Genomic DNA, 24192 nt, shown 5'->3' on the forward strand with positions numbered 1-24192 from the left:
GATAGAGTTGAGAAGCGTGTAGAATTTTCAAAAAACTTGCTATATTAACCAATTCGAATCTTATAATTATTGTGCTAATATAAATAGACCATGAACGAAATAAAAAAGACAATTGATAAATTGCTAAAGTTCAGAGATGAAAGAGAATGGGAGCAATTTCATAATTCAAAAGATTTGGCATTGGCATTATCAATTGAGGCTAGTGAATTATTAGAGCTTTTCTTATGGAAGGAGAATGAAGATTTTGATAAAGAGAAGTTAGAAGATGAATTGGCCGATGTTTTATCTTATGGATTATTGTTGGCTCACAAACATAACTTGGATATAGCCGATATCATAAATAAGAAAATCCTCAAGAATTCTAAGAAATATCCGGTCACAAAAGCGAAAGGGACTTCAAAGAAGTATAACGAATTATGAATGCATCCTTTGAGTTATCTGTTGAAGTTTCTGAGCGCTATGATTTTAATAAAAATTCATTAGATGTTATCAATGAAAATATTTGGGTTAAAAATCAATGGCCATTAGTTTATTTTATACAAAATGATTCGAAAAAAGTAGCTTACGTTGGAGAGTCGACAAATTTTTCGAGTCGGATTAAAAACCATTTAGCTAATCCCGATAAAGCAAAGGCTTTCAATCAAATTTCAATTATTGGTTCTGATAAGTTTAATAAGTCTGTCGCTTTAGATATTGAATCGAAATTAATTCAGTATATATCTTCAGAAGGGTCCTACGAGCTGCACAATGGCAACTATGGCTTAATAAATCATAATTACTATCAACAAGATCTTTACAAAAATCTGTTTACAACCATTTGGGACAAGTTAATAGAGAATAAAATTGTAAGTAAGTCGCTAAAGGAAATTGAAAACACAGAACTTTTTAAATACTCTCCGTACAAATCGCTTAATGAGGATCAATATAATTCCGTAATCGAGATTATGGAAGCCCTACAAAAAGAAAATTCTAGTAAGATATTTATCAAGGGGAGTGCAGGAACAGGAAAAACAATTCTTGCGACATATTTGATCAAGCTTCTCATATCAGATGTGTCAGAAGCTAATAAAGATGATTTCAGTGAAAACGAAATCTATGAAATATCACTAATTAGGGCTTTCAAAGATAAATATCCAAATGCAGAAATTGGATTTGTGGTCGCTATGAGTTCCTTAAGAACAACTCTACAGAATGTGTTCTCTAAAACTCCTGGTTTGAACAAATCTATGGTTATTAGTCCTACCGAAACCTTTAAGAAAAAATATGACTTACTTATTGTGGATGAAGCCCATAGATTAAGGCAATATAAAAATATAAGTTGGCGCGGTGCTTTTAAGAAGGCTAATGAGAGATTAGGATTAGATGATACAGGAACAGAACTAGATTGGATAATTGCAAATAGTAGGCATCAAATATTTTTTTATGATTCGGCTCAATCAGTAAAACCATCTGACATTGATGCTTCTAAATTTGAAACACTTATTACTGATTCAGACTCATTAATAATTGAATTAAAATCGCAAATGCGTTCGCAGGGAGGTAATGATTACATAAAATTTGTAGATGACATTTTGAATGTTAAGCGCGACAATAAAGAAAAGTACATTTCCGACAAATATGAATTAATGGTTTATGACTCTTTAAAAGATTTGTACGCAAAGCTTAAGATTAGGGAGGAAGAGCATGGTCTTTGTCGATTAGTCGCAGGGTTTTCATGGCCGTGGCTATCAGATGTACGAGGAAAGACACCTGAAGCCATAGATATTGAAATTGACGGACTACAGTTTCAGTGGAATAGAACACCTAATGATTGGGTGAGTTCACCCAATGCTTTTAATGAAATTGGTAGTATTCATACTACCCAAGGTTATGACTTGAACTACGCCGGAATTATTTTCGGTGAAGAAATTGTCTTTAATAAGCAAACTCAAGAAATCGAGATTGACAGGGCGAAGTACTTTGATAAGTATGGGAAACAACAAACGAACGATAGCGAATTAAAATCCTACATTATAAATATTTACAAAACAATCATGTATAGAGCTATTAAGGGCACCTATGTCTATGCTTGTGATGAGGGTTTAAGAGACTATTTAAAAACATACATTCCTACCTATAAAGCAGAAAGTAAGTTGCGAATCCTTCAATTTGAAGATGTTAAACCATTCGTAAACTCGGTGCCAGTAGTTGATATTTATGCTGCGGCTGGAGGATTTAGCGATTTACAAATTCAATCACAACTTGAAGAGTTTGATTGGGTTGAATTGCCCATAAACATATCTGTTTCCGAAGGATACTTTGTTTGTCAAGTCATTGGAGAATCTATGAACAAAATGATCCCGAACGGTTCCTGGTGCTTGTTCAAGCAGTATTCAGGGGGTTCTAGGGAAGGGAAAATAGTTTTGGTCGAACACTATAATATTCAAGATTCAGATTTTGGAGCTGGTTATACAATAAAGTCATATCACAGTGAAAAGCTATTTACTGAGGATGGTTGGTCTCATCAGTCCATTGTACTAAAACCCCTTTCTTCTGATTCAACACATGAAAACATTATTTTGGAAGATAATGAAATTGAAGAACTAAAGGTAATAGGAGAGTTTGTTAGGGTGTTAGATATATAATTCATAGGGTAAATGAAGTAATTCGAATATCTCTTGAATTGATTTTGTAAGAACTATTATTTATTGAAGATGGTTTTAGAAGTCAGATTATTGAATATAATAATTTATGACTTGAAATGGCAATGTGGTTTATAGTCTTATTATAAATATTATTCAAATAACTCGAATGTGGTATTGAGTGTTATTTGATCAAGACAAGTAGAAATGCTTATTAACTTAAAAAATGAAATATGTTTAGCAAAGTCGACAAAAATCACATCCTACTTGGTATTAGGGACTTTGAAGAAAGAGGATTGCCAAATGAATTTGGACCATCTTCAACTTATGATGTAGTGATCGATGGAAAGTCATACCCACCAAAAGCTGTTATGGCTTATGCAAACTATCACGCTTCTGGAAGAGAAATAGAAAATTATTTTAAAGGGGGAGAAGGAACAGAATGTTTTAATGCCTTTATAAACAATGGGTTTAATGTGGTTAAAAAAGAAAATAAAAATATGCATCAAAAGCTTTACTTGCTAAAACAACAATTTTTAGACACGTGGCCAATTGAAAAATTGGAGCGAATGACATTAGAAGAATATACCAATCTGGACAAAACTTCTTTTTGCTACTGGGTGGAAGCTATTACAACCGATTTAGGAAGCATTTGGGGAGGATCGGCCTACAAATTTGGAATATTTAAAAGAAGAGAATTAGAATCGGAAAATTATAATGAAAAAAGAAAAACAGACGGCGTTTATGCGTGGTATGGAAAATACGGCGATACTAAAGAGGAGGTTTTTGAAAATATAAAATCAATTGTAATTAGTATAGCCAAGTCAGTGCAATCAAATAATCTTGAAGACATTGACAAGATAGATTTAGGAAATGGCTTAAAATGGAAGATTGCTTTCTTATATGGCGATTTTAATTGTTTAAACGTGTTTAAGTTAGATGCTTTAAGAGTTATTGCCTCTAATTTAGGAATTGAGTATTCCAATAAAACACCAATTTCTCAATTTCATAGAAAAATTGTGGCAATAAAATCAGAGTCAGACAATTATTTTACTTGGAGTCATGAACTTTGGAAACAATATGAAACCGGGTTAATTGATGTAAAAAGGGACTTTGCGCTATGGCTTAATAAAAACACCTTTGAATCATATCGCGCGTATTTGGGATATTCCACTGAAGGAATTGAAAAGAGGTTAGATGAAATTAATGGTTATTTTGATGACGTCAATTTTTTTCTAGTTGACCCAAAGAAAATTAATGATTTAGTGAATACCATCTTGTTTATGATGAGTAAAAAGGAGCGTGTAAAAAATCCAAACTTTGTGGAGTATGACTCTAAAAATAGTAATGGTATACCAAAAGCAATCTTGGGTAAAAATAACTACATTAAATATTTAAAAGAGAAATTTGAATATTCAACTCCAAACTATTGGATTTTTCAAGGTAATCCAAGCATTTATAACATCACTGAAGCCTTATATGCAGGTCATTTAAAAAGTTGGAAAGTAGCAGCCCATAAAGAAAGTATTCGCGTTGGAGATAAAATAATTCTTTGGCAAACGGGAGGGAATGCAGGATGCTATGCTTTTGCTGAGGTGGCTTCAGAAGTTGAAGTATTTAAAGAGGATGAAATTGAGCTAAGATATTATAGTAATCCAAGTGCGAATTCTGAAGCAGAAAGAGTAAAAATTAGGATCATTAAAAATTTAGCTGATGCCCCTATTTTGTGGAGCGACATAAAGGATAACCTAATTTTTTCAAATTTTAAAGCTGGGAATCAAGGCACAAATTTTAGCGCCACTGAAGAAGAGTACCAAATGCTTTTGGAGATTTCTGAAGCTCGTAAATACCCTGAAATGGATGCGGAAAAAGAATTGCTAGAGATTATAGGGTTTCATGCTAGACATGATGTCTTGGATTTTTTCGAGTTTTTAGATGCTATTATGGAACGTTTCAATATCACAATTGATGATGAACGTGTTGTTACTGGAACATCCCATAAAAATTTGAATCTTACCATCGGTCAGCGGTATTGTTTTAATTTATTTCCGCCATTTCGATCAAAAGGGAGATTTGGAATAATATCATCACACCGTTTAAATGATACCAGCGATCCTTTTAAAGGAAATGGAGAACAGCCATTTTACACGCATTTTAATGGCTTCCAGGATGTTTTAGCAAATAAAAATGCTACATTCTCCGCTATTGAAAATGAACTGAATCGTTCCACGAAATCAAGCTTTTCAGAGTTTAATAATCCTTTTTATCGTAAAGCAATATTTGATAAGGAGTATAGAAAATTAATTTTAGGCACTTCAGCATCTAGTTTAAATGAAGCGTCATTATCCTACAAGAAAATGCCAAGCAATCCTACAAACCAAATTTTATATGGGCCTCCAGGAACAGGGAAAACTTATTATTTAAAAGATCAATTGTTTGATCGATACATTTCAAAAGAAACATCAATTTCAAAAGAACAGCACTTTGAAACAGTGGTGAGTAAGTGTTCTTGGTGGCAAGTCATTGCAATCGCACTTTTAGATTTAAAAAAGGCTAAGGTTTCAGATATTTTTAATCATGAGTGGGTTCAGAAAAAAGCAAGTTTGTCTAACTCGAAAACCATAAGACCGACACTTTGGGGACAACTCCAAAGTCACACCACTCTAGAATGTGACTATGTGAATGTTACAAATAGGCAACAGCCTTTAATATTCAACAAAACAGAAGATTCCTACTGGGAAATTCTAGAAGAAGAGGTTGAAGAATTGGTGCCTGAATTATTTACATTAAGAGACTCAGTTGAAAATTACAATCCAAGTCCAAATAAAAAGATTAAACATTATGATTTTGTAACCTTCCACCAATCCTTCGCCTACGAAGATTTTATAGAAGGTATAAAACCGATACTTCCAGAGACAGATGTGGATTTGGAGGAATCGAAAGATTTGGGTTATAAAATTGAGGATGGAGTTTTCAAAAGCATCTGTATTCGAGCCAAAAATGATCCCGATAATAGATATGCCATTTTTATTGATGAAATTAATAGGGGCAATGTTTCTGCAATTTTCGGAGAGTTGATTACGTTGATTGAAGTTGATAAACGACTGGGTAAAAAGAACGAAATCGTTATTAAATTGCCATATTCAAAAAAAGAATTTGGTGTTCCTTCAAATCTAGATATTTATGGCACAATGAACACGGCAGATCGCTCTGTGGAAGCGTTGGATACCGCTCTAAGGCGTCGATTTGAATTTAAAGAGATGATGCCAGATTGTAGTGTTATTGAAGATGAATGGGTTGAGGGCATTCAACTTTCGGAAGTATTAAAAAGAATTAACCAGCGTATAGAATTGCTAATTGATAGAGATCATACCATTGGGCATTCATATTTTGTAAATGTAAATACGCCTAAAAAATTGTCTGAAGCCTTTAATAACAAGATTGTGCCATTGTTACAGGAATATTTTTATGGCGATTATGGTAAAATTGGATTGGTGTTAGGGAAGGGATTTGTAGAAATTTTAAAAAATGACAAAATTGGTTTCGCAAACTTTACTTATGAAAATGCTGATGATTTTAAAATGCCAAGTTACAATCTTAAACAAGTTACTGAAGAGAATGTACTTGATGCTGTAGCACAATTACTTGGTATAAAAGAAATGGTGTCCGAATAATTGAAAAAACTGAGCAACATATCTGTTTTTGAGCATCAACGCCTAGTTGTTGGTGACCATGGATTTAAACAAACCCATTTGGATGCTTTACTTAAATTGAATGAATATCATGATGGGAATTATTTTGAACCCATTGCTAAAGGCATTAAATTTAATCAGTATGTAGGCGTCATTCAGGTGGATGGCTTAACTATTGAAATTAATCCTAAGGCGGATAAAGATGACGATGATTATAAGTGGAAAGGTGTGTTGCTAAAGATGCTTCGCGCATGCGGTAAGCTAAAAGCAGAATCTTCTGGTGCAGCAAACGTCAAAAGACAACATCTTAATCTATTAGAAGTGTATTTTGAATTGTATCTGCATGAGGTAGAATCCCTAGTCAGAAAAGGACTAATTAAAAAGTATAGAAAACAAACCCATAATACAAAAGCTTTAAAGGGTAAGTTAGAATTCTCAGATCATATTCGGCATAATTGTATTCATAAAGAGCGTTTTTACACCACGCATCAGGTGTATGATCATAATCACTTTTTACATCAAGTCTTATTTAAGGCCTTAACAATTGTGGACCAGTTTACAAAAGGATCAAGACTTCAAGATGTCACAAATAGAGTCCTACTAAATTTTCCAGAAGTAAACACTAAACCAATTACAGCAAAACAATTAAATGCTATTCAAATAGACAGGAAAACTAAAAGCTATACTTATGCTTTAGAATTGGCAAGACTCATTATCTTAAATTATTCGCCAGATATTTCAAGTGGAAAAGAAAAAATGTTGTCGCTTTTATTTGATATGAATGAACTGTGGGAAACTTATATCCTAAAAGAACTTCATAAAGCATGTCATGGAACCACAATTGAAGTTTCCGGGCAGGAATCGAAGTCTTTTTGGGGGAATAACAGCCTAAGGCCAGATGTTGTATTGCGGCAAGGGAACAAAGTATTTATAATTGACACCAAATGGAAGCGACCTCATAAAAGTTCAGCTTCTGTTAGTGATTTACGTCAAATGTATGCCTATTGCCGTTTTTGGGATGCAGAAAAAGCGATGCTTTTGTATCCTGGGACGTATTCTGAAAACAAATTTAAATCCTATTTGACTGATGATTATTCAAAAGATCATGAAGATAATCACAATCAAATTGAGCATCAATGTAAAATGGGATTTGTATCGGTTTTAAATGATTTTAATAATGACTTGGATTCTAGGATAGGGGATAAAATATTGGGGTTGTTGTTTGAGTAGGTTGTTGATTGGAAAATATCAAACTTTAAATAAATTACCTTAAATCCACTATAAATGTTAAATCCTTTCTCACATTCGATTTAAATTTTAACATTTGCCAATTATTATCTCCTAACTTTTATGTCGCTTAAACTTAAGTCTGTTTTAACACTCATGCTCTTTAGTGTAGCATTCCATTCGTCTATTTCTCAGGAAGTCACACGACCTGAAATTTCAACTAATGAAGTGCCAAATGTGGGTGAACTATCGCAGCCCTCAGGTTCCGAAACCCAAAAGGATAGTGCTACAGAATTTACAGCCGACGACACAGAAGGCCTTGTTGAATTTACGGCAGATAGGGAAACAGCAGCACCAACTAACGACGTTCCAAAATTTATACAAAGTCCTTATGTGATGCGCGAGTTCAGAGCCGCGTGGGTGGCTACCGTTGCCAATATCAACTGGCCAAGTAGAAACGGGTTGTCCACCCAACAGCAGCAGGATGAGGCCATCAAATTATTGGATTTCTTAAAAGCACATAATTATAATGCGGTTATTTTTCAGGCACGTCCTCAGGGAGATGCCTTGTATGAAAGCCATTTGGAGCCATGGTCGTTCTTTTTATCGGGCGAAGTTGGTGCAGCACCGTCGCCGTGGTATGATCCGCTTCAGTTCTGGATAGATGCCGCGCATGAACGCGGGTTGGAATTGCACGTGTGGTTGAATCCGTATCGCGCACATCACAGTACAGGTGGTCCCGTGGCGCCTAAATCCTTAGTGAAAACCAGTCCTGACATTATGGTGAGTTTAAGGAATGGTATGTGGTGGATGGATCCTTCCAAAAAGGCGACCCAAGACCATTCTTCAGCTGTTGTGATGGATATCGTAAAACGCTATGATATTGACGGCATTCATTTTGACGATTACTTTTATCCGTATGCGGAATATAACGGCGGGCAGGATTTTCCAGATGCTGAGAGTTATCAGGCCTACCTAAAATCGGGAGGGAAACTCTCAAAAGCAGATTGGCGAAGAGCCGCAGTAAATACTTTTGTAAAGCGCATCTATAACGAAATTAAAGCGGAGAAGCCGGAAGTGAAATTCGGCATTAGCCCGTTTGGCATTTGGAGACCTGGCTTCCCGAAATCGGTTAGGGGCTTAGATCAATATAATGAACTGTACGCTGATGCGAAGCTGTGGTTGAATGAAGGGTGGATTGATTATTTTACACCGCAATTGTATTGGAAAATCAATAAACCAGGCCAAAGTTTTCCGTTGTTGTTGGAATGGTGGGAGACTGAAAACACCCAAAAACGCCATTTATGGCCTGGAATCAGAATTGATTACGGTAGAAATGCCGCCAATGTGGATGAAACCATCAACCAGATTGAATTAACACGTAACAAGGCTGCTGTAAGTATGGGCACGGCGCATTGGAGTATTGGGTCCTTAGTAAACGACCCAAATCTTACCAAAGCCTTGGTGGAAGGTCCGTATAAAAAACAAGCCTTGGTACCTGCAAGTCCGTGGCTCAAATCTGCGCTGCCGGAAGCGCCTGTCGTCAAAGCTAAAATTGAGGGTAATGTGGTTTCCATTTCCTGGGATCATGAAACATCAGAATCGGTGTTCAGATGGGTGCTATTCTATAAATATGCCGATACTTGGGAATATGTGATTTTAGACAAGACTAAAAGCACGGTTGAATTGCCACTGCATCGCGGCACATTGAAGAGTAAAAAACCTTTAACCAGTATTGGTGTTACTGCGGTAGATCGTATAGGAAACCAGAGCAGTTTTAATGCCATTGCGATAGGGAATACGCTGCTTGGTTCTTCTTAGACGAATAGTGTGATTGGATTCTGAAATTATTCACGTGTTTTTTCCTTTTGTAAACCCCGAGTTTAGTAGCGTAGAAGTGGTATGCTAAAAACCGCTATAAAACAGTTAAAATTAAAATATTGTGACTGTAAATAATTGAATTGCAGTAGTTTGGGTTGTTTATTTTTTGAAAAAAGCGACTTTAATTCAATCACGGCATTCATTAATTCCTTAATTTAGACCTATCCAAATTTCCAAAAAATTTAGCCTTTTTTTTAAATAAAAAAGGTATGAAAAAGCGAAATAAACCCCTGTTTTGGATCGTCGTGATCCTTGTCATTATTATGATATCCGCAGTAGGCTACCTCAAGTTTTACCTGCCAAACGTAGGGCAGATGGAAGACATTACTATTGAAAGCACTCCTGAACAAATTGCCCGCGGCAACTATTTGGCCAATCATGTAACCATTTGTATGGATTGCCATTCCGAACGGGACTGGTCTAAATTCTCCGGCCCGCCCATACAAGAATCACTCGGCATGGGCGGCGAACTTTTTGATCAGAAGTTTGGATTTCCTGGCTCTTATTACGCTAAAAACATAACGCCGACAGGTATTGGTAGGTATTCCGATGCCGAGCTTTTTAGGGCCATCACCACTGGTATCACTAAAGAGGGCAGGGCCATGTTCCTGATAATGCCCTATCCTTATTATGGCCAAATGGACAAAGAAGATATTAAAGCCATCATTGCCTACATCCGCACTTTAAAACCCATAGAACATACGGTGCCCGAATCGTCGTCCGATTTCCCAATGAGCTTGATTATTAATACCATTCCGCATAAAGCCAATTTCACCATACGCCCCGAAAAAACCGATGTGGTTAATTATGGAAAATATTTGGTTTCCGCCGCAAGTTGTATTGAATGTCATACGCAAACGGATAAGGGCACATTGGTGGCGGGCCTTGAATTTAGCGGTGGACGCGAATTTCCGTTTCCTAACGGCGCCATGTTGCGCTCAAAAAATATTACCCCAGATATGGAAACAGGCATAGGGACCTGGACAGAGCAAATGTTTATTGACTTGTTTCATTCGCGTTCCAATGCGGCTATTACAGATAAAATGCTGACTTCGGATGGTTTTAATACCGTGATGCCTTGGACCATGTATGCTGATATGGAAGAGGATGACCTAAAAGCGATTTACGCCTATTTACGCACCGTTAAGCCCATAGGAAATTCGGTTGACTTCTTTACTCCCGCACCTGAACAGTAAGGCAGCCACAATGTAAGTGGTGGATGTTTTCTTTTGTATGTTACTTTTTTGATAGCGACAACAGTTAAAATTTGGCAAGCGCCTCATACAATGTATCATTGTTGATTTTGGTTAATCGAGGTGATTGCAGCTATCTTAAATAATAGTAGATTAATTTTCCTGTTTCCCGCCATAGTTCCGTGTCAAATAAAAGTATTTCCACCACATTTTCAATGATGATAAGGATGCCGCCATAAAGCAAAACAGGGTGGATGCGACCATTTTGTTTTTTGTCCAAAATCCAAGCCAACAGAATTAAACTGTCGGATAGCACGACCCCAAACCAAATATCCGGCCGGGGAACTTGAGGGAAATAGTGCCTAAATCTGAACCACGCCGGCCATAGCACCAAAATGGTTGCCAAAAGCATAAAGCGTTTATGAACTTGTGGCCGTTCTCTGTTTAGGACGCCTAATAGGACTAGTACTAAAAAAATAAAGCCAGAAGTAATCGTGCCAATAGTGTTTAAATACGCAAAGTCACCAAAGCCTTGTGCCAATTCTTTTTCGGTGGCAAAAATGCCAACAGGAACCATAGTAATGGCGGTCCCAAAAGCGAATGCCACCCCAAACACTCCTGAAATGATGTGTGCTTAATAGTTTTTGTAATGAATTAAAAAGGTTTGGCTAGCATAGAGTAATATCCAACTAAAAGCCAAAGCACCGTGAATATAGATGATTGTTGGCGCTTTAAAAACGCCTTTGGAAATCGGAATAAAGAAGGTACTCATAAAGCCTCCAAACGCGCCAAATAATCCAATTAATCCAATAATGAGAAACAATGAAAATCTGGATTTTATTGGACTAGCAGCTTTCATAAGTGTTAAGCTATGTTGATGGATCCTATGTTTTTTGGCAAGGTTGCGGACAGGCGGTTACAGGCCGCCTCACAACCAATTAAAAATACAAAATATTCGCGAATATTTTGAGGTAATCGCATTAAAATCAATTATTTATAGTAAAACAGTTATCTTTAATCTTATGACAACAGCTGATTTCTTATTGCGGTTAAGTGCTGCTGCATTGGCAGGATTATGTATAGGGTTCGAAAGGCAATGGCAACACAAATCGGCAGGCCTAAAGACCAATATGCTGGTCACTGCGGGCGCTGCAATTTTTACCATGTTTTCCATTCAATTGAGTCATGATGCTGGTGAAGTAGATGTGACGCGCATAATTGCACAAGTGGTTTCGGGCGTGGGATTTTTGGGTGCTGGAATTATTTTTAAAGAAGGATTCAACGTTCACGGACTTACAACTGCTGCAACCATTTGGTGTAGTGCAGCTATAGGATGTGTGGCAGCCGCAGGTTTCTTTTTGGAGACTTTAATAAGTGTGGCTTTGGTGCTGATCATCAATATTGCCTTACAGCCTTTGGACAGATGGCTTAAAAGTAGGAAATGAGTTTTAATTGGTGGTTGCAGACAAATTAGCTTCTAAATAACAGATATTTAGCTGCTATTTCCTTCGTGAATAATAAAAAATGTTAAGAATTTATGGGTATTAAAAAAGGCAGTTACAAAGTGATGTCACTGCCTTTTTTTATCAAGTAGCGAGAAGGGGACAAGGACTCCCAACTCCGGGTTATGAAGTAAACAATTTACAAGGAAATACAAGTGATATTCGTTCCAGGCTTCACAAGTTGCTTCTATTTTTTTATATGACCCATTAATCCCTGTTTTGGTGTATACCCGAAAGTTTTTTTGAAGGTACTTATAAAATGGGATACACTTTTGTAGCCAAGGATGTCCGCCATTTCCTGAACGGAATGCTGTTCAGCCAACATTGTTTGTGCTTTTTCCATTTTCAATTTGATCACATAGGCATATATAGAGGTATGGTATACTTGTTTGAATCCCTGCTTTAATTTTAGCTCATTTAAAAATACGATTCTTGAGAGTTGTTTTGCAGTTGGCGGATGGTCATAATGCAATGTGAGATAAGCCTTAGCAGCCTCTATTTTATCATATTCGTCGCTGTTTAATATGGTTTTATTGGTAATTCCTTCAGAGAACGTTATTAGAATATGCAAAAACAGTTCTTTTAGTTTGAGGTCCGTGAGATGTTTTGCGTGCTTTTCAGGAAATGCCTGCAAGATCAATTCATTTAAAACGCGCTTTAATAACGTGTCTAACGGAAAGGTGACCTCGCCGTACTCCACTGTCTTTCGCTCAATAACGGCTCTGTAAAATTTAGAATGGCGGATCCAAGGTTCATGAAAACATAATTGCAAATAATAGTTCCGACTCATAACAACAGATAGATAGCGAGATTTCTGTTGCGACACAATCTCTAAGGACCTTTCTAAACCTTTGCAATAAGCGAGATGCATAATCCCTAAATTGAATTCGCATGTTTTGTTACACGAATTTTTCCCCAAAGAACAGCCGTCCATCATGCAAAAGATGTGTACATAATCTTCAGTAACCGTCATCTGATCGGTTAGTTGGTGTTGCGGTGATACGGAAGTTTCTATGAGACATAAGCCTTTCGTACAAATTAAATTACTTGTAATCTCCGACTCATTAGTTACCCTTTCCTGTACTGATAAAGCACCCATTCGGTCTTCAATCATCTCATTACTGTTGAGATCAATGTTATAAACGATTCGATCGAGTTCAATTACTTTTGATTGCACATACATAATCCTATTTCCGATATTTTTAGTCCCAAATCCGATATTTAATGGAGAGGCCTATTTATAGATTTGCAAATCTATTTATAATTAATCTAAATAAAAATAGTCTTGGAAAAATTTTTAGTATTTAGACGTTTTCGTATCGGAAGTAGCATCTCTAAAGTAGTCCAAAAGTCTGCCGCATTTGATAGCGTTAGGCAAGGTGGAGGTCACCTCAATCGCTATGCTTCACTAACTATTTTCCAATCAGGTCAAATCGACCCATTTAAAAATCATTATGACTTACGACATCTCTATAAAAAAACGGAGGCATGCAATGATCCTTAAGGTCAACCAAGTCTAATAAATGAGAGGAGGGAGTCTTCTCAAAAAGTAAACTATTCTAAAGTAAAAATTTAAACAATCAAATCTTATGAAATTACCGCTATTAATGTTGTCAAAAGATGACCATACCAGTGCGGTTGCCGCCAATGGTTTGGAACCGCAAAAATCACAACTCACATCACTTATTTACACATTCATATACATCAAAAAATCTATTTAATTATGCTCAAATATATAAGTCTATCATTGCTTTTTGCAGTACAACTTTCTTTTGCACAATCAAAAATCAGTGGCCTTATTACCAGCCAAAACAACGACATAATTCCGTTTGCTTCCGTGCTGGTTGAAAACACGACCATGGGAACTTCTGCCGATGAAACCGGTTATTATGAGTTGCATAATTTGGCTCCTGGTGACTATAAGATTAAAGTGTCATTTGTTGGCTATAAATCTATTACCAAAACAGTTACAGTTAATGGTGACGAACAAATAAAATTATCGTTTCAATTGCTGGAGGATTCTCAATTAGAAGAAGTTGAAATTTTTGGAAGTCGATTTGTACATCCAGATAAAATAGAAGCTCTGACCCGCTTGCCTTTGGCACCATATGAGCAAATACAGAGTATATCTATAATTTCAGATAAGCTCATAGCGCAACAAGGGAATCTAACAATTTCAGACGCGACCAAAAATGTGCCTGGAGTATACACTTTTGCAACCTATGGTAATAAAAGAGAAAGCATGTCATCCCGTGGCTTTAGGGGCATCCCTATTTTAAAGAATGGGGTTCGTGTCCATTCTGATTTTAGAGGAACAGGTATTTTAACTGATATGCAAGGTGTTGATAATATTCAGGTGTTGAAAGGTGCAGCTTCAATTACGCAAGGTGTGGCCACTGATTTGGGAAGCCCAGGTGGAGTAATCAATTTAGTGACTAAAACTCCAAAATATGTTTTTGGCGGAACTGCAGGATTAAGAATTGGAAGTTATGGTCAGGCGAGATCTACCTTTGATGTATATGGTCCGTTGGTAGAAAGCCAAAAAGTTGCATTCCGGGTAAACACGGCTCTTGAACGGTCCGACAGCTATAGAGCTATAGTAACTTCTGACCGCTTTTACATCAATCCTTCCTTAGAATGGAAACCAGATGATCATACAACATTTACTTTTGAAATGGATTATTTTGAAGACAGCCGAACACCTGATCTTGGTACCGTAAATTTAGGAGAAGATGACGTCAATACTATTAACGATCTGTCTCATGATACATTTTTAGGATTTGCCAATGACAAATCTTTGACCTCTAATACGACTTACGCTATACGATTTAACCGAAATCTTAGCGATAAGTTAAGTTTGAAAGCAGCTTTTTACAAATCAAATTTAGATTTAGATGATAAAGGTGCCAGCTTGGGCAATGTCGTTAAAGACGCTTCAGGAGCGCCTATCTATAACCAAAGACATCGCGGGTATTCTATTTCGACCCGAAAGGATAATAATAGTGTCCTCCAATTTGATTTAATAGGTGATAAAATTGAAACTGGTGGCATTTCACATACGTTTCAAGTAGGGTTCGATTATCGCACTACAGATTATAGTACAGCATCGCAAAGTATTTCCAATATTGATATTATAGATGTCTTCACTTCAAATACTAATGATTTACCTGATGGTCTTAGTCTTCCCGATGCTAAGGTTTTAGGGGCAAAGTCGAAAGCTATAGGATTTGTGGCCCAAGATGTGATAACCTTTAATTCCTACTTTAAAACATTCTTAGGGGCTCGGTATAGTAAAACACAAACTATAACAGCTACAGAAACGACACAAAATGATGCTTTCAATCCGTTGGGAGGTGTTATCATAACGCCATTTGAGAATCTTAACGTATTTGCATCCTACACCAGTAGTTCATACCCAAGAACAGCGACTCGTTTAGACGTCAACGGAAATGAATTGGGAAATGAACGCTTTGACCAGTTTGAAACAGGAATTAAAACAAATTGGGCAAACAATAGATTACGCTTTAACCTAACCTTTTTCAAAATTAATAATAAGGGCATCAATCTACCTGTTTACGATGAAAACTGGGTGGCCACAGGCTATTATCAGAAGGGGGGCAATGATGAACGAAAAGGTTTAGAAGTAGAGCTTACCGGTCGTCTGTTGGATAATTTGGAAGTCATAACGGGCTACTCCTATATCGATGCGCAATATAAGGAGCACACGTCCTATGTATATGGATCAGCCCCTTTAAACACACCAAAACATACATTTAATGCGTATGCCAATTACAGTTTTAAAGAAAAGTTTGAGGGTCTATCCGTTGGCGCCGGAATATATTTTACCGGTAAACGCCCAATAAACGATTGGAGTTCTGGAGCAGTAACCCATGAAGGGATTGTACCTAATCAAAAACCTTTTAATGTTGAAGCCTATACTCAGGTGAATGCACAGGTGGGATACAGAATAGATGCCCATTGGAATCTCAGACTATTACTTAATAACGTCTTTAATGAAATAGGCTATAATGCTTATAGAACGCGTTATATCAACCAAACGGATCCTCGAAATTTCGCAGGAGTTCTAAGCTATTCATTTTAATAAATACCCATAGAAAGTGTACTCATTCCGAGTGCACTTTCTTTTTAATTCTCGATTCCTTATGAAGAAAAACAAAAAATATAGTTTCAGAAAATTTATAAATGATGTGCATTTATGGTTAGGTTTAGCCAGCGGCATTATATTATTCATAGTGTGTTTTACGGGTACCATTTTAGTGTTTGAACAGGAAGTAAAAGACTTTTTTGCTGAGGATTTTACGGTAGCAGCTAATGGAGAAAAACAAACAGTAACCATTTTAACCAAAGAGTTAAAAACTTCCATCGATTTACATGTTATAGGAGTTACGATACCATACGATGACTCAGAGGCCTATACGTTTTTGGTTAAAGAGGATTTAAAGGAAAAACGGGCGAGTAAAATCCTTGTAAACCCGTATACAAAGGCCATAAAAAAAGCGAAAAAAACAAAGGCAGATGCATTCATGTTAACCATTTTTAAACTGCACAGATGGCTATTGTTGGACACTTATATAGGAAGACCAATTGTAGGCGTTGCAACGATTATTTTTATGATCTTAGCGATTTCCGGTATTGTACTTTGGCTTCCTAAAAGAGTCAAGTGGAAGACCCTTAAACAAGGGTTTAAGATAAAAACCAATGCCAATTGGAAGCGAGTTAATCATGATTTACATAATACCTTAGGTTTTTATGCTTGCATTTTTTTGCTTGTTATGGCAATTACAGGGTTGTGTTGGTCTTTTGAATCTTATAGAGAAGGTTTAGGTTCTGTTATTGGCACTAAAATATTTGATAGGTCGAGTCCTGAATTTCAAATAGACGATCGACCGGAGGCTACGCCGATCTCATATGATGATGCCATCAACATAGCAAATGAAAATTTAAATTATACAGGGGAGCTTACGGTAACATTCCCAAGCCCAAAGAATAACTATTTTAGTTTTAGGAAGTTTAATGTTCAAAATTGGTCGCCTGTCACTGCTGATAATGTATACATAGGTCTTGAAGGAACAGTTTTAAAAGTTGAGAGGTTTAATGAGAAACCTCTAAATCAGAAATTTGCAGCAGTAATAAAGCCACTTCACACTGGGGAAATTCTTGGGACTTTTTCAAAATGCATTTATTTCTTAGCCTGTTTAATAGCGACTAGTTTGCCAATAACAGGAACCATCATATGGTTGAATAAGTTGAAAAAGAAGCGACAGAAGAAAAAGTAAAACTCATAAAGTCCTTTTTATGGGTTTAAAGTTCATGGTGTTTTTTCGCCAACATGAAAAACGTTTGTGTCCTGGTTTCTGTTTCAAACCGTGTTCGTTATGATGGGCGAAGGGAAGCAAAACATAACTATTTTGCATAAAAAAAACGGTTTAGAGTGAACTAAACCGTTAATAGGTATGCATTTAACATAAGTAGCGAGAAGGGGGCACGATCCCCTGACCTCCGGGTTATGAATCCGACGCTCTAACCAACTGAGCTACCTCGCCATAAAATTAAACTATTACAAGTGTCAGAACTGAATCCGACGCTCCCCGCCCGAACGTACCTTTTTCGGTGCGGGCTAGTAACCAACTGAGCCTGTCCGAATCAATTCATTCAGGCCGGCTACCTCGCCATAATTTAAGGCTGCAAAGATAAAAACAAAATTAATGTGCGCAAACATAATCTGCATTAAAAATCAGATAAAATTATTTTGTAGCAATTTGTTTTTAAACTAAACAATTAATTATATATTGAGCGGGCTAACAAAAAACATCTATGGAAGAAAAAATTAAATTTGAAATGGAATTCCCAATTCATTCATCTCCCCAACTTTTGTACCAATACATTTCGACACCGTCTGGCTTATCAGAGTGGTTTGCCGACAATGTGAACTCACGTGGAGAGCTGTTTACGTTTATTTGGAATGACAGTGAAGAGAAGGCAAAATTACTTAGTAAAAAGAGTGGCGAACGCGTTAAGTTCAGATGGCTTAATGACGATGAAGATGGACAGTCCTATTATTTTGAAATTAGAATACAAGTGGATGAAATCACTAAAGATGTCTCCATTATCATTACAGATTTTATTGATGAAGATGAAGTTGACGAAGCTAAAATGCTCTGGGAAAATCAAATTTCAGATTTGAAACAGGTTTTAGGATCTGCTTAGGAAGACTCTTTTTTTAATGGTATATTTGTCTCGATTTTTTTAAAACTTCGAGACTTTTTTTATGGTTAATTTTAACGGAACACTATACGATTCTTCATCCAATTTATTGTCAATAGAAAATAGGGGCTACGCTTATGGCGATGCACTTTTTGAAACCCTGAAAGTGGTACATGGCAAGGTGTTGTTCTGGGAAGATCATTATTTTAGGTTAATGGCTTCTATGCGTATTATGCGGATGGAAATCCCTATGAATTTTACCATGGAGTTTCTTGAAAGTGAAATCCTAAAAACAATTGAGGCCAACCAATTCTCCAACGCTACAGCAAGAGTGCGCATTAATGTGCACCGTGTTGAAGGTGGAAAGTACCGTCCAAACTCCAATGACATTGCCTACAATATGATTGCAGAGCGCTTAGATGCTGACTTTTATAGCTTAAGTGAGTCGCCTTATGTTGTGGAACTCTTCAAGGATTTTTATGTGGCACCAGGATTGTTATCAACCTTAAAACACAACAATAAAAGCATCAATGTTTTGGGAAGTATTTTTGCCAAAGAAAATGACTTTGACAATTGTTTGCTGTTAAATACTGAAAAAACCGTGGTGGAAGCGCTTAACGGAAATTTGTTTTTGGTAAAGGATCGCGTGATAAAAACACCACCATTATCCGCAGGATGTCTTAAAGGGATTATGAGAAAGCAACTTATGGAGCTTATCGAAAAATTAGAGGGTTATACTTTAGAGGAAGCTGCAATTTCGCCATTTGAACTTCAAAAAGCGGACGAAATATTCATCTCCAATGTGATTACGGGGATTCAACCGATAACTAAATACAGGAAAAAAGAATTTAAGAGTGAGGTGTCGAAGTTGTTGTTGGATAAACTCAATACTAAAATCAGGCTTTCCTAATTATAGCTTGGATTTTCAGGTGCGTTACACCAGATGCTGTAATGGTCGCCGAGTTCGACCATTTTTTCTTTCCAAAAACTGTCATCCTTTTTTTCAATGATGGACTTTTCGTAGATGTTTTCAGTCACGATCCATGAGTTGGTTTCTAGTTCTTCCTCTAACTGAAAAGGTTCCCAGCCGGAATAGCCCAAAAAGAAGCGAATGTCTGAGGCTTTAATTTTACCTTGGTTGATGAGTGACAGTACCGTATCAAAATCGCCTCCCCAATAAATGCCCAATGAAATTTCGATACTATCAGGTATGAGTTCTGGTACTTTATGAATAAAGTAAAGATTATCTTGTTCTACTGGGCCACCGTTATACACTTTAAACGTTACTAAGGTATCAGGAACAAGATCTCTCAACGTGTATTCCAAAGGTTTATTTAAAATAAACCCGATAGAACCTTCATTGGTATGGTCTGCTAATAATACTACGGAACGGTTAAAAGACGTGTCGCCGATTATAGAAGGTTCGGCTATTAAAAGGTGTCCTTTTTTGGGTTTGATTGTAATCATAAATCATGATTTGATACTAAAACTAAAACTATTTTTCTAAAAATCCAATAAATTTGTTAAAAAACAGCAAAAAAAAATCTGCTCAATTGAGCAGATTTTTAAATATATTTGGTAAGTTGTTAGTTTACAGCACCACTTAAATCAGAACCAGCTTTAAACTTTACTACGTTTTTAGCTTTGATGTTGATAGTTTTTCCTGTTTGTGGGTTTCTTCCTTCTCTTGCTGATCTTTTAGAAACTGACCAAGATCCAAATCCTACTAAAGATACTCTATCTCCTTTTTTCAAAGTGCTTTCAATATCAGTTAATAAAGAATCCAATGCTTTTTTTGCTGCTGCTTTAGTAATTCCAGCGTTTTCAGCCATTCCATTGATTAAATCTGTTTTGTTCATAAAATTATAATTTTTAATTATTAAATAATAGTTCGGTTAAACATTTTGTCAAATCCTTCTACAAATTTATACGGATTATTCATTCAAGCAAGTAATAGCAAGGGAAATACAAAATATTGTTAATAACTTCGACGAATTGTTAATAAAGTCGGACGTGATTACGATAAATTTCGCAATATCAGTGTACACAAGGGTTTACAGCATTTTGTCGCCTTCCGAAAAACTATAACCGTTCAAAAGCGACTTAATATCCATTTTTTTCTTGCCAGGCAATTGCATTTCCTTAATAATAAGGTAACCATCTTTAACTGCGACTTTTAGGTCATTTTTAGTGGCAATTAATGTTCCAACAGATTCTAATGGTGCTGTTTTTTCCTTTTCCACTTCAAATAATTTCACCATGGCGGTGCCTGAAGCGGTTTGAAGGTTGCTCCACGCTGCAGGAAACGGATTTAAGCCTCTGATTTTGTTGTAAATCTGATCTAAATTGGCAGTCCAATCTATCTGACAGTTCTCCTTGTTCAGTTTGTAAGCAGTTTTAGGTTGCTCTACTTTTGGTTGAATGGTGGTTTTAACAGCATCATTTTCTATAAGCTTCAGCGTGTCTATCACTAATTCGCTACCTATGTTTTGTAACGTGTCATGCAGCGTGCCAACGGTTTCGTCATCTTTTATGGCAACTTCCTTCTGTAAAATGATAGCGCCTGTATCAATCTTCTCATCAATGAAGAAGGTAGTCACGCCCGTTTTCTCTTCCCCATTAATAACGGCCCAATGTATTGGTGCAGCACCTCTATAATCGGGTAGAAGGGAAGCGTGCAGGTTAAATGTTCCATATTCAGGCATTTTCCAAACGGCTTCTGGCAACATTCTAAACGCTACAACAATGTGAACATTGGCGTCTAAGGATTTTAATTCGGATAAAAATCCTTCATCCTTTAGATTTGTAGGTTGTAAGAGTCGTAAATTTTGAGAGAGCGCATATTTTTTCACATCCGATTGGTGCAGTTTTTGGCCGCGCCCGGCTGGCTTGTCTGGCGCCGTTATAACGCCTACAATGTTGTAATCATGTTCTACCAATAGTTTTAAAGTGCCCACCGCGAATTCCGGTGTGCCCATAAATACAATTCTTAACGCGTTCTTTTTCATGTATGTTTTATTTTATACGAATTGTTACTTGTAACCTCTAAAATCTCATTTGAAAGCATCAGTCTGAGGGTTTCTAAAATTTCCTGTTCGGAATAGTCCAAGTGTTCAACCAACGCTCTTGAGGTGAGCGGTTGTTGTTCTAACTGTACTATAATCTCGTAGGATATGTTTTTTGACTTTGATGGTTTTGCTTTTGAAGATTGTGAAAGACACACCGTGCAAATGCCGCAAGGCGTACTGTTTTTCTCTCCAAAATATTCTAAAAGCTGAATGCTTTTGCAGTGCTCGTCATCAGAAATGTAATTAATTACGGCATCAATCTGACTTTCCTTTAAGCGTTGCTGTTGCTCGATTGTTTTGGCAATTCGGTTGATGGTTTTATCGTCTTCGCGCGATTGTAAAAAGGTCAATTCAGAATCGGTGTTGGAATGGTGAAAATCGACAACCCCATCTTTTTCCAATTGGTGCAGCGTACTAATGATTTTATCTTCGCTCAGCATCGCTTTCTCAGAGACTAAAGCGAGGTTGATTTTCATGTTCTGATCAAAAATCCCGCCGTATGTCCTTAAAATTGCTTTTACAACAGGTTCAAAGGCTTTATGGGTATTCAAATAGCCGAATAATGCGGGACTGCTGATTAGAAACTGAAGCTTGGTTTGGTAATTGAACTGCTGAGACAGGCTGATAATACTATTCCTATCCAAAATCTGGACAGCATTATAAGCCGTCGCTGTTGGAAATCCGTAAGTTTTGCAAAAGACGTTGAAGTTAAACTGATGCTGGGTTAAAAAACCTTCACCATACGAAATCTGAAAATAGTTGCAGAGTTTACGGTACACTTTCTTGATGAAATCTACGGAAGGCAGCGTGCTCAAAAACTGATGTTTCAACTGTTGCTCGTCCGTTGAATTTTTTAGAATAACCGCAAAGGCTTTTTCTTCATTCCGTCCGGCGCGTCCTGCTTCCTGATAATAGCTTTCCAAACTTTCAGGCAAATTAACATGGATAACGGTCTTGACATCAGGTTTATCAATGCCCATCCCGAATGCCGTGGTGGCTACCATAACAGCTTTCTGGTTATTGGTCCACTGCTCTAAATGGTCGTTCTTTTCCTTGTTGCTTATGCCGCCATGATAGTAGGTAGCCGAAATGCCTTTCGATTCCAAAAAGGAATGCAGCTCTAAGGTCGCCCGTCTGGTACGTGTGTAAATGATGGAGGAACCAGGATATTTCGTCAGAATTTGACCAATTTTATAATGTTTATCCTGAGTATCTAGAACCATATAGGCAATATTTGGTCTTTTAAAGGATGCTTGAAACACCTTTGGCGCCATAAAATCCAACTCGGTCATGATTTCTGTTACCACTTTAGGCTTTGCGGTAGCCGTAAGTGCAATGACATTAACGGAAGGGTGCAATTGGCGTAATATGGCAATATTTTTATAGGCGGGCCTAAAATCATTTCCCCATTGGCTAATGCAATGTGCCTCATCCACCGCAATTAAATTGACCGGCATCTGCTGTATTCTGTCCTGTACCAACGTCTGCTGTAAACGCTCTGGTGAGAGGTAAAGAAACTTATAATTGCCATATATGCAATTATCCAAAAGCGTATCTAAAGTACTGTAGGGAATGCCACTGGTAATCGCCATGGCTTTGATGCCTTTTGCCTTAAGTTGATCCACTTGGTCCTTCATCAAGGCAATCAACGGGGAAACAACAATACAAATGCCGTCCTTTATCAAGGCTGGCACCTGAAAACAGATGGATTTTCCTCCGCCTGTAGGCAATAACACAAACGTATCCTCATTATTTAAAACGGCATCGATGATCTCCTCTTGCAATGGTCTGAAAGACGTGTGATTCCAATAGCGTTCTAAAATAGTGATCGGGTGTGACATCACTATAAATTTAAGGAATCTATAATGAAATCAGCGCGTTTTTCTACAGTATCAAAAGGGATGTCAATTAAATTATAATTGAACCGGTTATAAGTGTTTAAAAGGTGTTCGTGGATCAGCTCAGACTGCTCAAAAGTTTCATAACGCACACTATCGCTTCTAAAAATTTCTTTCCATGGCGCTAAGATAAATACCCCTTCGTACGTGTTATTCTGGCAGATTTCAACAAAGTCTTCTGGATATTCACTGCCAAAGTAGTCCATGTATGCCAAAACATCAGGCAGGCCTCTGTCTAAAAAAACAGTGCTGTTTTTATAGTTAGTGGCTTCCATAAACTGTTTTGTCCTGCCCTCTAAAAGCATCTGACTGAAGAGTAGGGGTTGTTTTAAAAACAGCTGATCTACACCGCTTTTCCTAGCCTCAAGAGTGACCTGTCGTGAAATTTCCTCAAAACAAATGTGTCCTCTTTGCTTTAATTCTTCTATAATTGATGATTTCCCAGTTCCTGGTCCACCAGTAATAACAATCTTTTTAGTGTTCAATTTGGCAAGGTTTTGGCAACAAAAATCGTAATTTTAATAGGAATTAAAAAATGTAAAGTAAAATGTATCTTTGCAGCTGAATTAAGAATCATTATGAGTGCAGATAAAAAACAAAAAGAATTTTACGATAAATTAAGGTCGCAACTTTATGAAACATCAAGTTGGCCTTCAGAATATCTTTATAAATTTATAGTCAAGACAGATGTTGAAAAAATAGGAAAAATAGAGTCTATTTTCAATAATATGGGGGCTGTCATCAAAACGAATCCTTCCAAAAACGGTAATTATACCAGCGTTTCTGTTAACGTACAACTACCAACTCCTGAAGCTGTTATTGAAAAATATAAAGAAGTTGCAGAAAAAGTTGAGGGTGTAATTACATTGTAATTCCAAACAACAT

Annotated in this window: 21 protein-coding genes and 1 tRNA gene; 13 read left to right on the forward strand and 9 right to left on the reverse strand. The window is 36.8% G+C overall.

Going from position 1 to position 24192, the window contains the following annotated elements:
• Positions 1-90: 90 nt before the first annotated feature.
• From Q0947_RS01470 to Q0947_RS01495, 6 genes are all read left to right on the forward strand, one after another.
• Positions 91-420, forward strand: a complete 330-nt coding sequence (locus tag Q0947_RS01470) for a nucleotide pyrophosphohydrolase (protein ID WP_299390563.1) — start codon at positions 91-93, stop codon at positions 418-420.
• Positions 417-2624 carry a DNA/RNA helicase domain-containing protein gene (locus Q0947_RS01475; protein ID WP_299390564.1) on the forward strand — a complete coding sequence of 736 codons (2208 nt, stop codon included), beginning with the start codon at positions 417-419 and terminating at the stop codon, positions 2622-2624. Before Q0947_RS01470 ends, Q0947_RS01475 begins: the two co-directional genes overlap by 4 nt.
• A gap of 230 nt (positions 2625-2854) precedes the next feature.
• Complete coding sequence (locus tag Q0947_RS01480; RefSeq protein ID WP_299390565.1) at positions 2855-6295, forward strand: EVE domain-containing protein; 3441 nt, start codon at positions 2855-2857, stop codon at positions 6293-6295.
• On the forward strand, positions 6296-7543 hold the full coding sequence (locus Q0947_RS01485; protein ID WP_299390566.1) for a restriction endonuclease: 1248 nt from the start codon (positions 6296-6298) through the stop codon (positions 7541-7543).
• 120 nt (positions 7544-7663) lie between these two features.
• A complete protein-coding gene (locus tag Q0947_RS01490; protein WP_299390567.1) occupies positions 7664-9361 on the forward strand; it encodes a family 10 glycosylhydrolase in 1698 nt (565 codons plus the stop codon).
• 374 nt (positions 9362-9735) lie between these two features.
• The gene (locus tag Q0947_RS01495) at positions 9736-10617 is read left to right on the forward strand and encodes a c-type cytochrome (protein WP_299390568.1); all 882 of its coding nucleotides are present in this window, start codon (positions 9736-9738) and stop codon (positions 10615-10617) included.
• A gap of 130 nt (positions 10618-10747) precedes the next feature.
• On the opposite strand, the gene Q0947_RS01500 is transcribed toward Q0947_RS01495, so the two are convergent.
• Positions 10748-11221, reverse strand: a complete 474-nt coding sequence (locus tag Q0947_RS01500; protein ID WP_299390569.1) for a hypothetical protein — start codon at positions 11219-11221, stop codon at positions 10748-10750.
• Between the two features lie 27 nt (positions 11222-11248).
• Positions 11249-11437 (reverse strand): hypothetical protein, encoded by a 189-nt coding sequence (locus Q0947_RS01505; RefSeq protein ID WP_299390570.1) that lies wholly within the window; start codon positions 11435-11437, stop codon positions 11249-11251.
• 199 nt (positions 11438-11636) lie between these two features.
• Between Q0947_RS01505 and Q0947_RS01510 the strand changes: the two genes are divergently transcribed.
• On the forward strand, positions 11637-12059 hold the full coding sequence (locus tag Q0947_RS01510; protein ID WP_299390571.1) for an MgtC/SapB family protein: 423 nt from the start codon (positions 11637-11639) through the stop codon (positions 12057-12059).
• Positions 12060-12303: 244 nt separating this feature from the next.
• Here the strand turns inward: Q0947_RS01510 and Q0947_RS01515 are convergent, their stop codons facing one another.
• Positions 12304-13293: an AraC family transcriptional regulator gene (locus Q0947_RS01515; RefSeq protein ID WP_299390572.1), complete on the reverse strand. Its 990-nt coding sequence runs from the start codon at positions 13291-13293 to the stop codon at positions 12304-12306.
• 412 nt (positions 13294-13705) lie between these two features.
• On the opposite strand from Q0947_RS01515, the gene Q0947_RS01520 reads away from it, so the two are divergent.
• The 3 genes from Q0947_RS01520 (at position 13706) to Q0947_RS01530 (ending at position 17413) form a co-directional block, all read left to right on the forward strand.
• Positions 13706-13837, forward strand: coding sequence for a hypothetical protein (locus tag Q0947_RS01520; RefSeq protein ID WP_299390573.1), 132 nt, complete (start codon positions 13706-13708; stop codon positions 13835-13837).
• Positions 13838-13839: 2 nt separating this feature from the next.
• On the forward strand, positions 13840-16218 hold the full coding sequence (locus tag Q0947_RS01525) for a TonB-dependent receptor (protein WP_299390574.1): 2379 nt from the start codon (positions 13840-13842) through the stop codon (positions 16216-16218).
• 61 nt (positions 16219-16279) lie between these two features.
• Complete coding sequence (locus tag Q0947_RS01530; RefSeq protein WP_299390575.1) at positions 16280-17413, forward strand: PepSY-associated TM helix domain-containing protein; 1134 nt, start codon at positions 16280-16282, stop codon at positions 17411-17413.
• Positions 17414-17606: 193 nt separating this feature from the next.
• Here the strand turns inward: Q0947_RS01530 and Q0947_RS01535 are convergent.
• Positions 17607-17680: transfer RNA gene (locus tag Q0947_RS01535), tRNA-Met, on the reverse strand.
• A 271-nt stretch (positions 17681-17951) separates the two neighbouring features.
• Between Q0947_RS01535 and Q0947_RS01540 the strand changes: the two genes are divergently transcribed.
• A complete protein-coding gene (locus Q0947_RS01540) occupies positions 17952-18344 on the forward strand; it encodes an START-like domain-containing protein (protein WP_299390576.1) in 393 nt (130 codons plus the stop codon).
• A gap of 61 nt (positions 18345-18405) precedes the next feature.
• Entirely contained in the window at positions 18406-19251 is an 846-nt protein-coding gene (locus tag Q0947_RS01545; protein WP_299390577.1) for an aminotransferase class IV, read from the forward strand.
• Here Q0947_RS01545 and Q0947_RS01550 read toward each other — a convergent pair.
• The 5 genes from Q0947_RS01550 to Q0947_RS01570 form a co-directional block, all read right to left on the reverse strand.
• Positions 19248-19808: a YqgE/AlgH family protein gene (locus tag Q0947_RS01550; RefSeq protein ID WP_299390578.1), complete on the reverse strand. Its 561-nt coding sequence runs from the start codon at positions 19806-19808 to the stop codon at positions 19248-19250. The two genes, Q0947_RS01545 and Q0947_RS01550, sit on opposite strands and share 4 nt — an antisense overlap.
• A 119-nt stretch (positions 19809-19927) precedes the next feature.
• Complete coding sequence (locus Q0947_RS01555; protein ID WP_299392739.1) at positions 19928-20221, reverse strand: HU family DNA-binding protein; 294 nt, start codon at positions 20219-20221, stop codon at positions 19928-19930.
• 174 nt (positions 20222-20395) lie between these two features.
• Positions 20396-21349 carry a methionyl-tRNA formyltransferase gene (fmt, locus tag Q0947_RS01560; protein WP_299390579.1) on the reverse strand — a complete coding sequence of 318 codons (954 nt, stop codon included), beginning with the start codon at positions 21347-21349 and terminating at the stop codon, positions 20396-20398.
• Positions 21346-23250, reverse strand: coding sequence for an ATP-dependent DNA helicase RecQ (locus Q0947_RS01565; protein WP_299390580.1), 1905 nt, complete (start codon positions 23248-23250; stop codon positions 21346-21348). The genes fmt and Q0947_RS01565 overlap by 4 nt, the downstream gene beginning before the upstream one ends.
• A gap of 2 nt (positions 23251-23252) precedes the next feature.
• Positions 23253-23792, reverse strand: coding sequence for an ATP-binding protein (locus Q0947_RS01570; protein ID WP_299390581.1), 540 nt, complete (start codon positions 23790-23792; stop codon positions 23253-23255).
• Between the two features lie 12 nt (positions 23793-23804).
• Between Q0947_RS01570 and Q0947_RS01575 the strand changes: the two genes are divergently transcribed.
• Positions 23805-24179, forward strand: coding sequence for a DUF493 family protein (locus Q0947_RS01575; RefSeq protein WP_366915482.1), 375 nt, complete (start codon positions 23805-23807; stop codon positions 24177-24179).
• Positions 24180-24192: the final 13 nt, after the last annotated feature.

Origin of the sequence: uncultured Gelidibacter sp. (genome assembly GCF_947500795.1) — a bacterium.
Taxonomy (GTDB): Bacteria; Bacteroidota; Bacteroidia; order Flavobacteriales; family Flavobacteriaceae; genus Gelidibacter.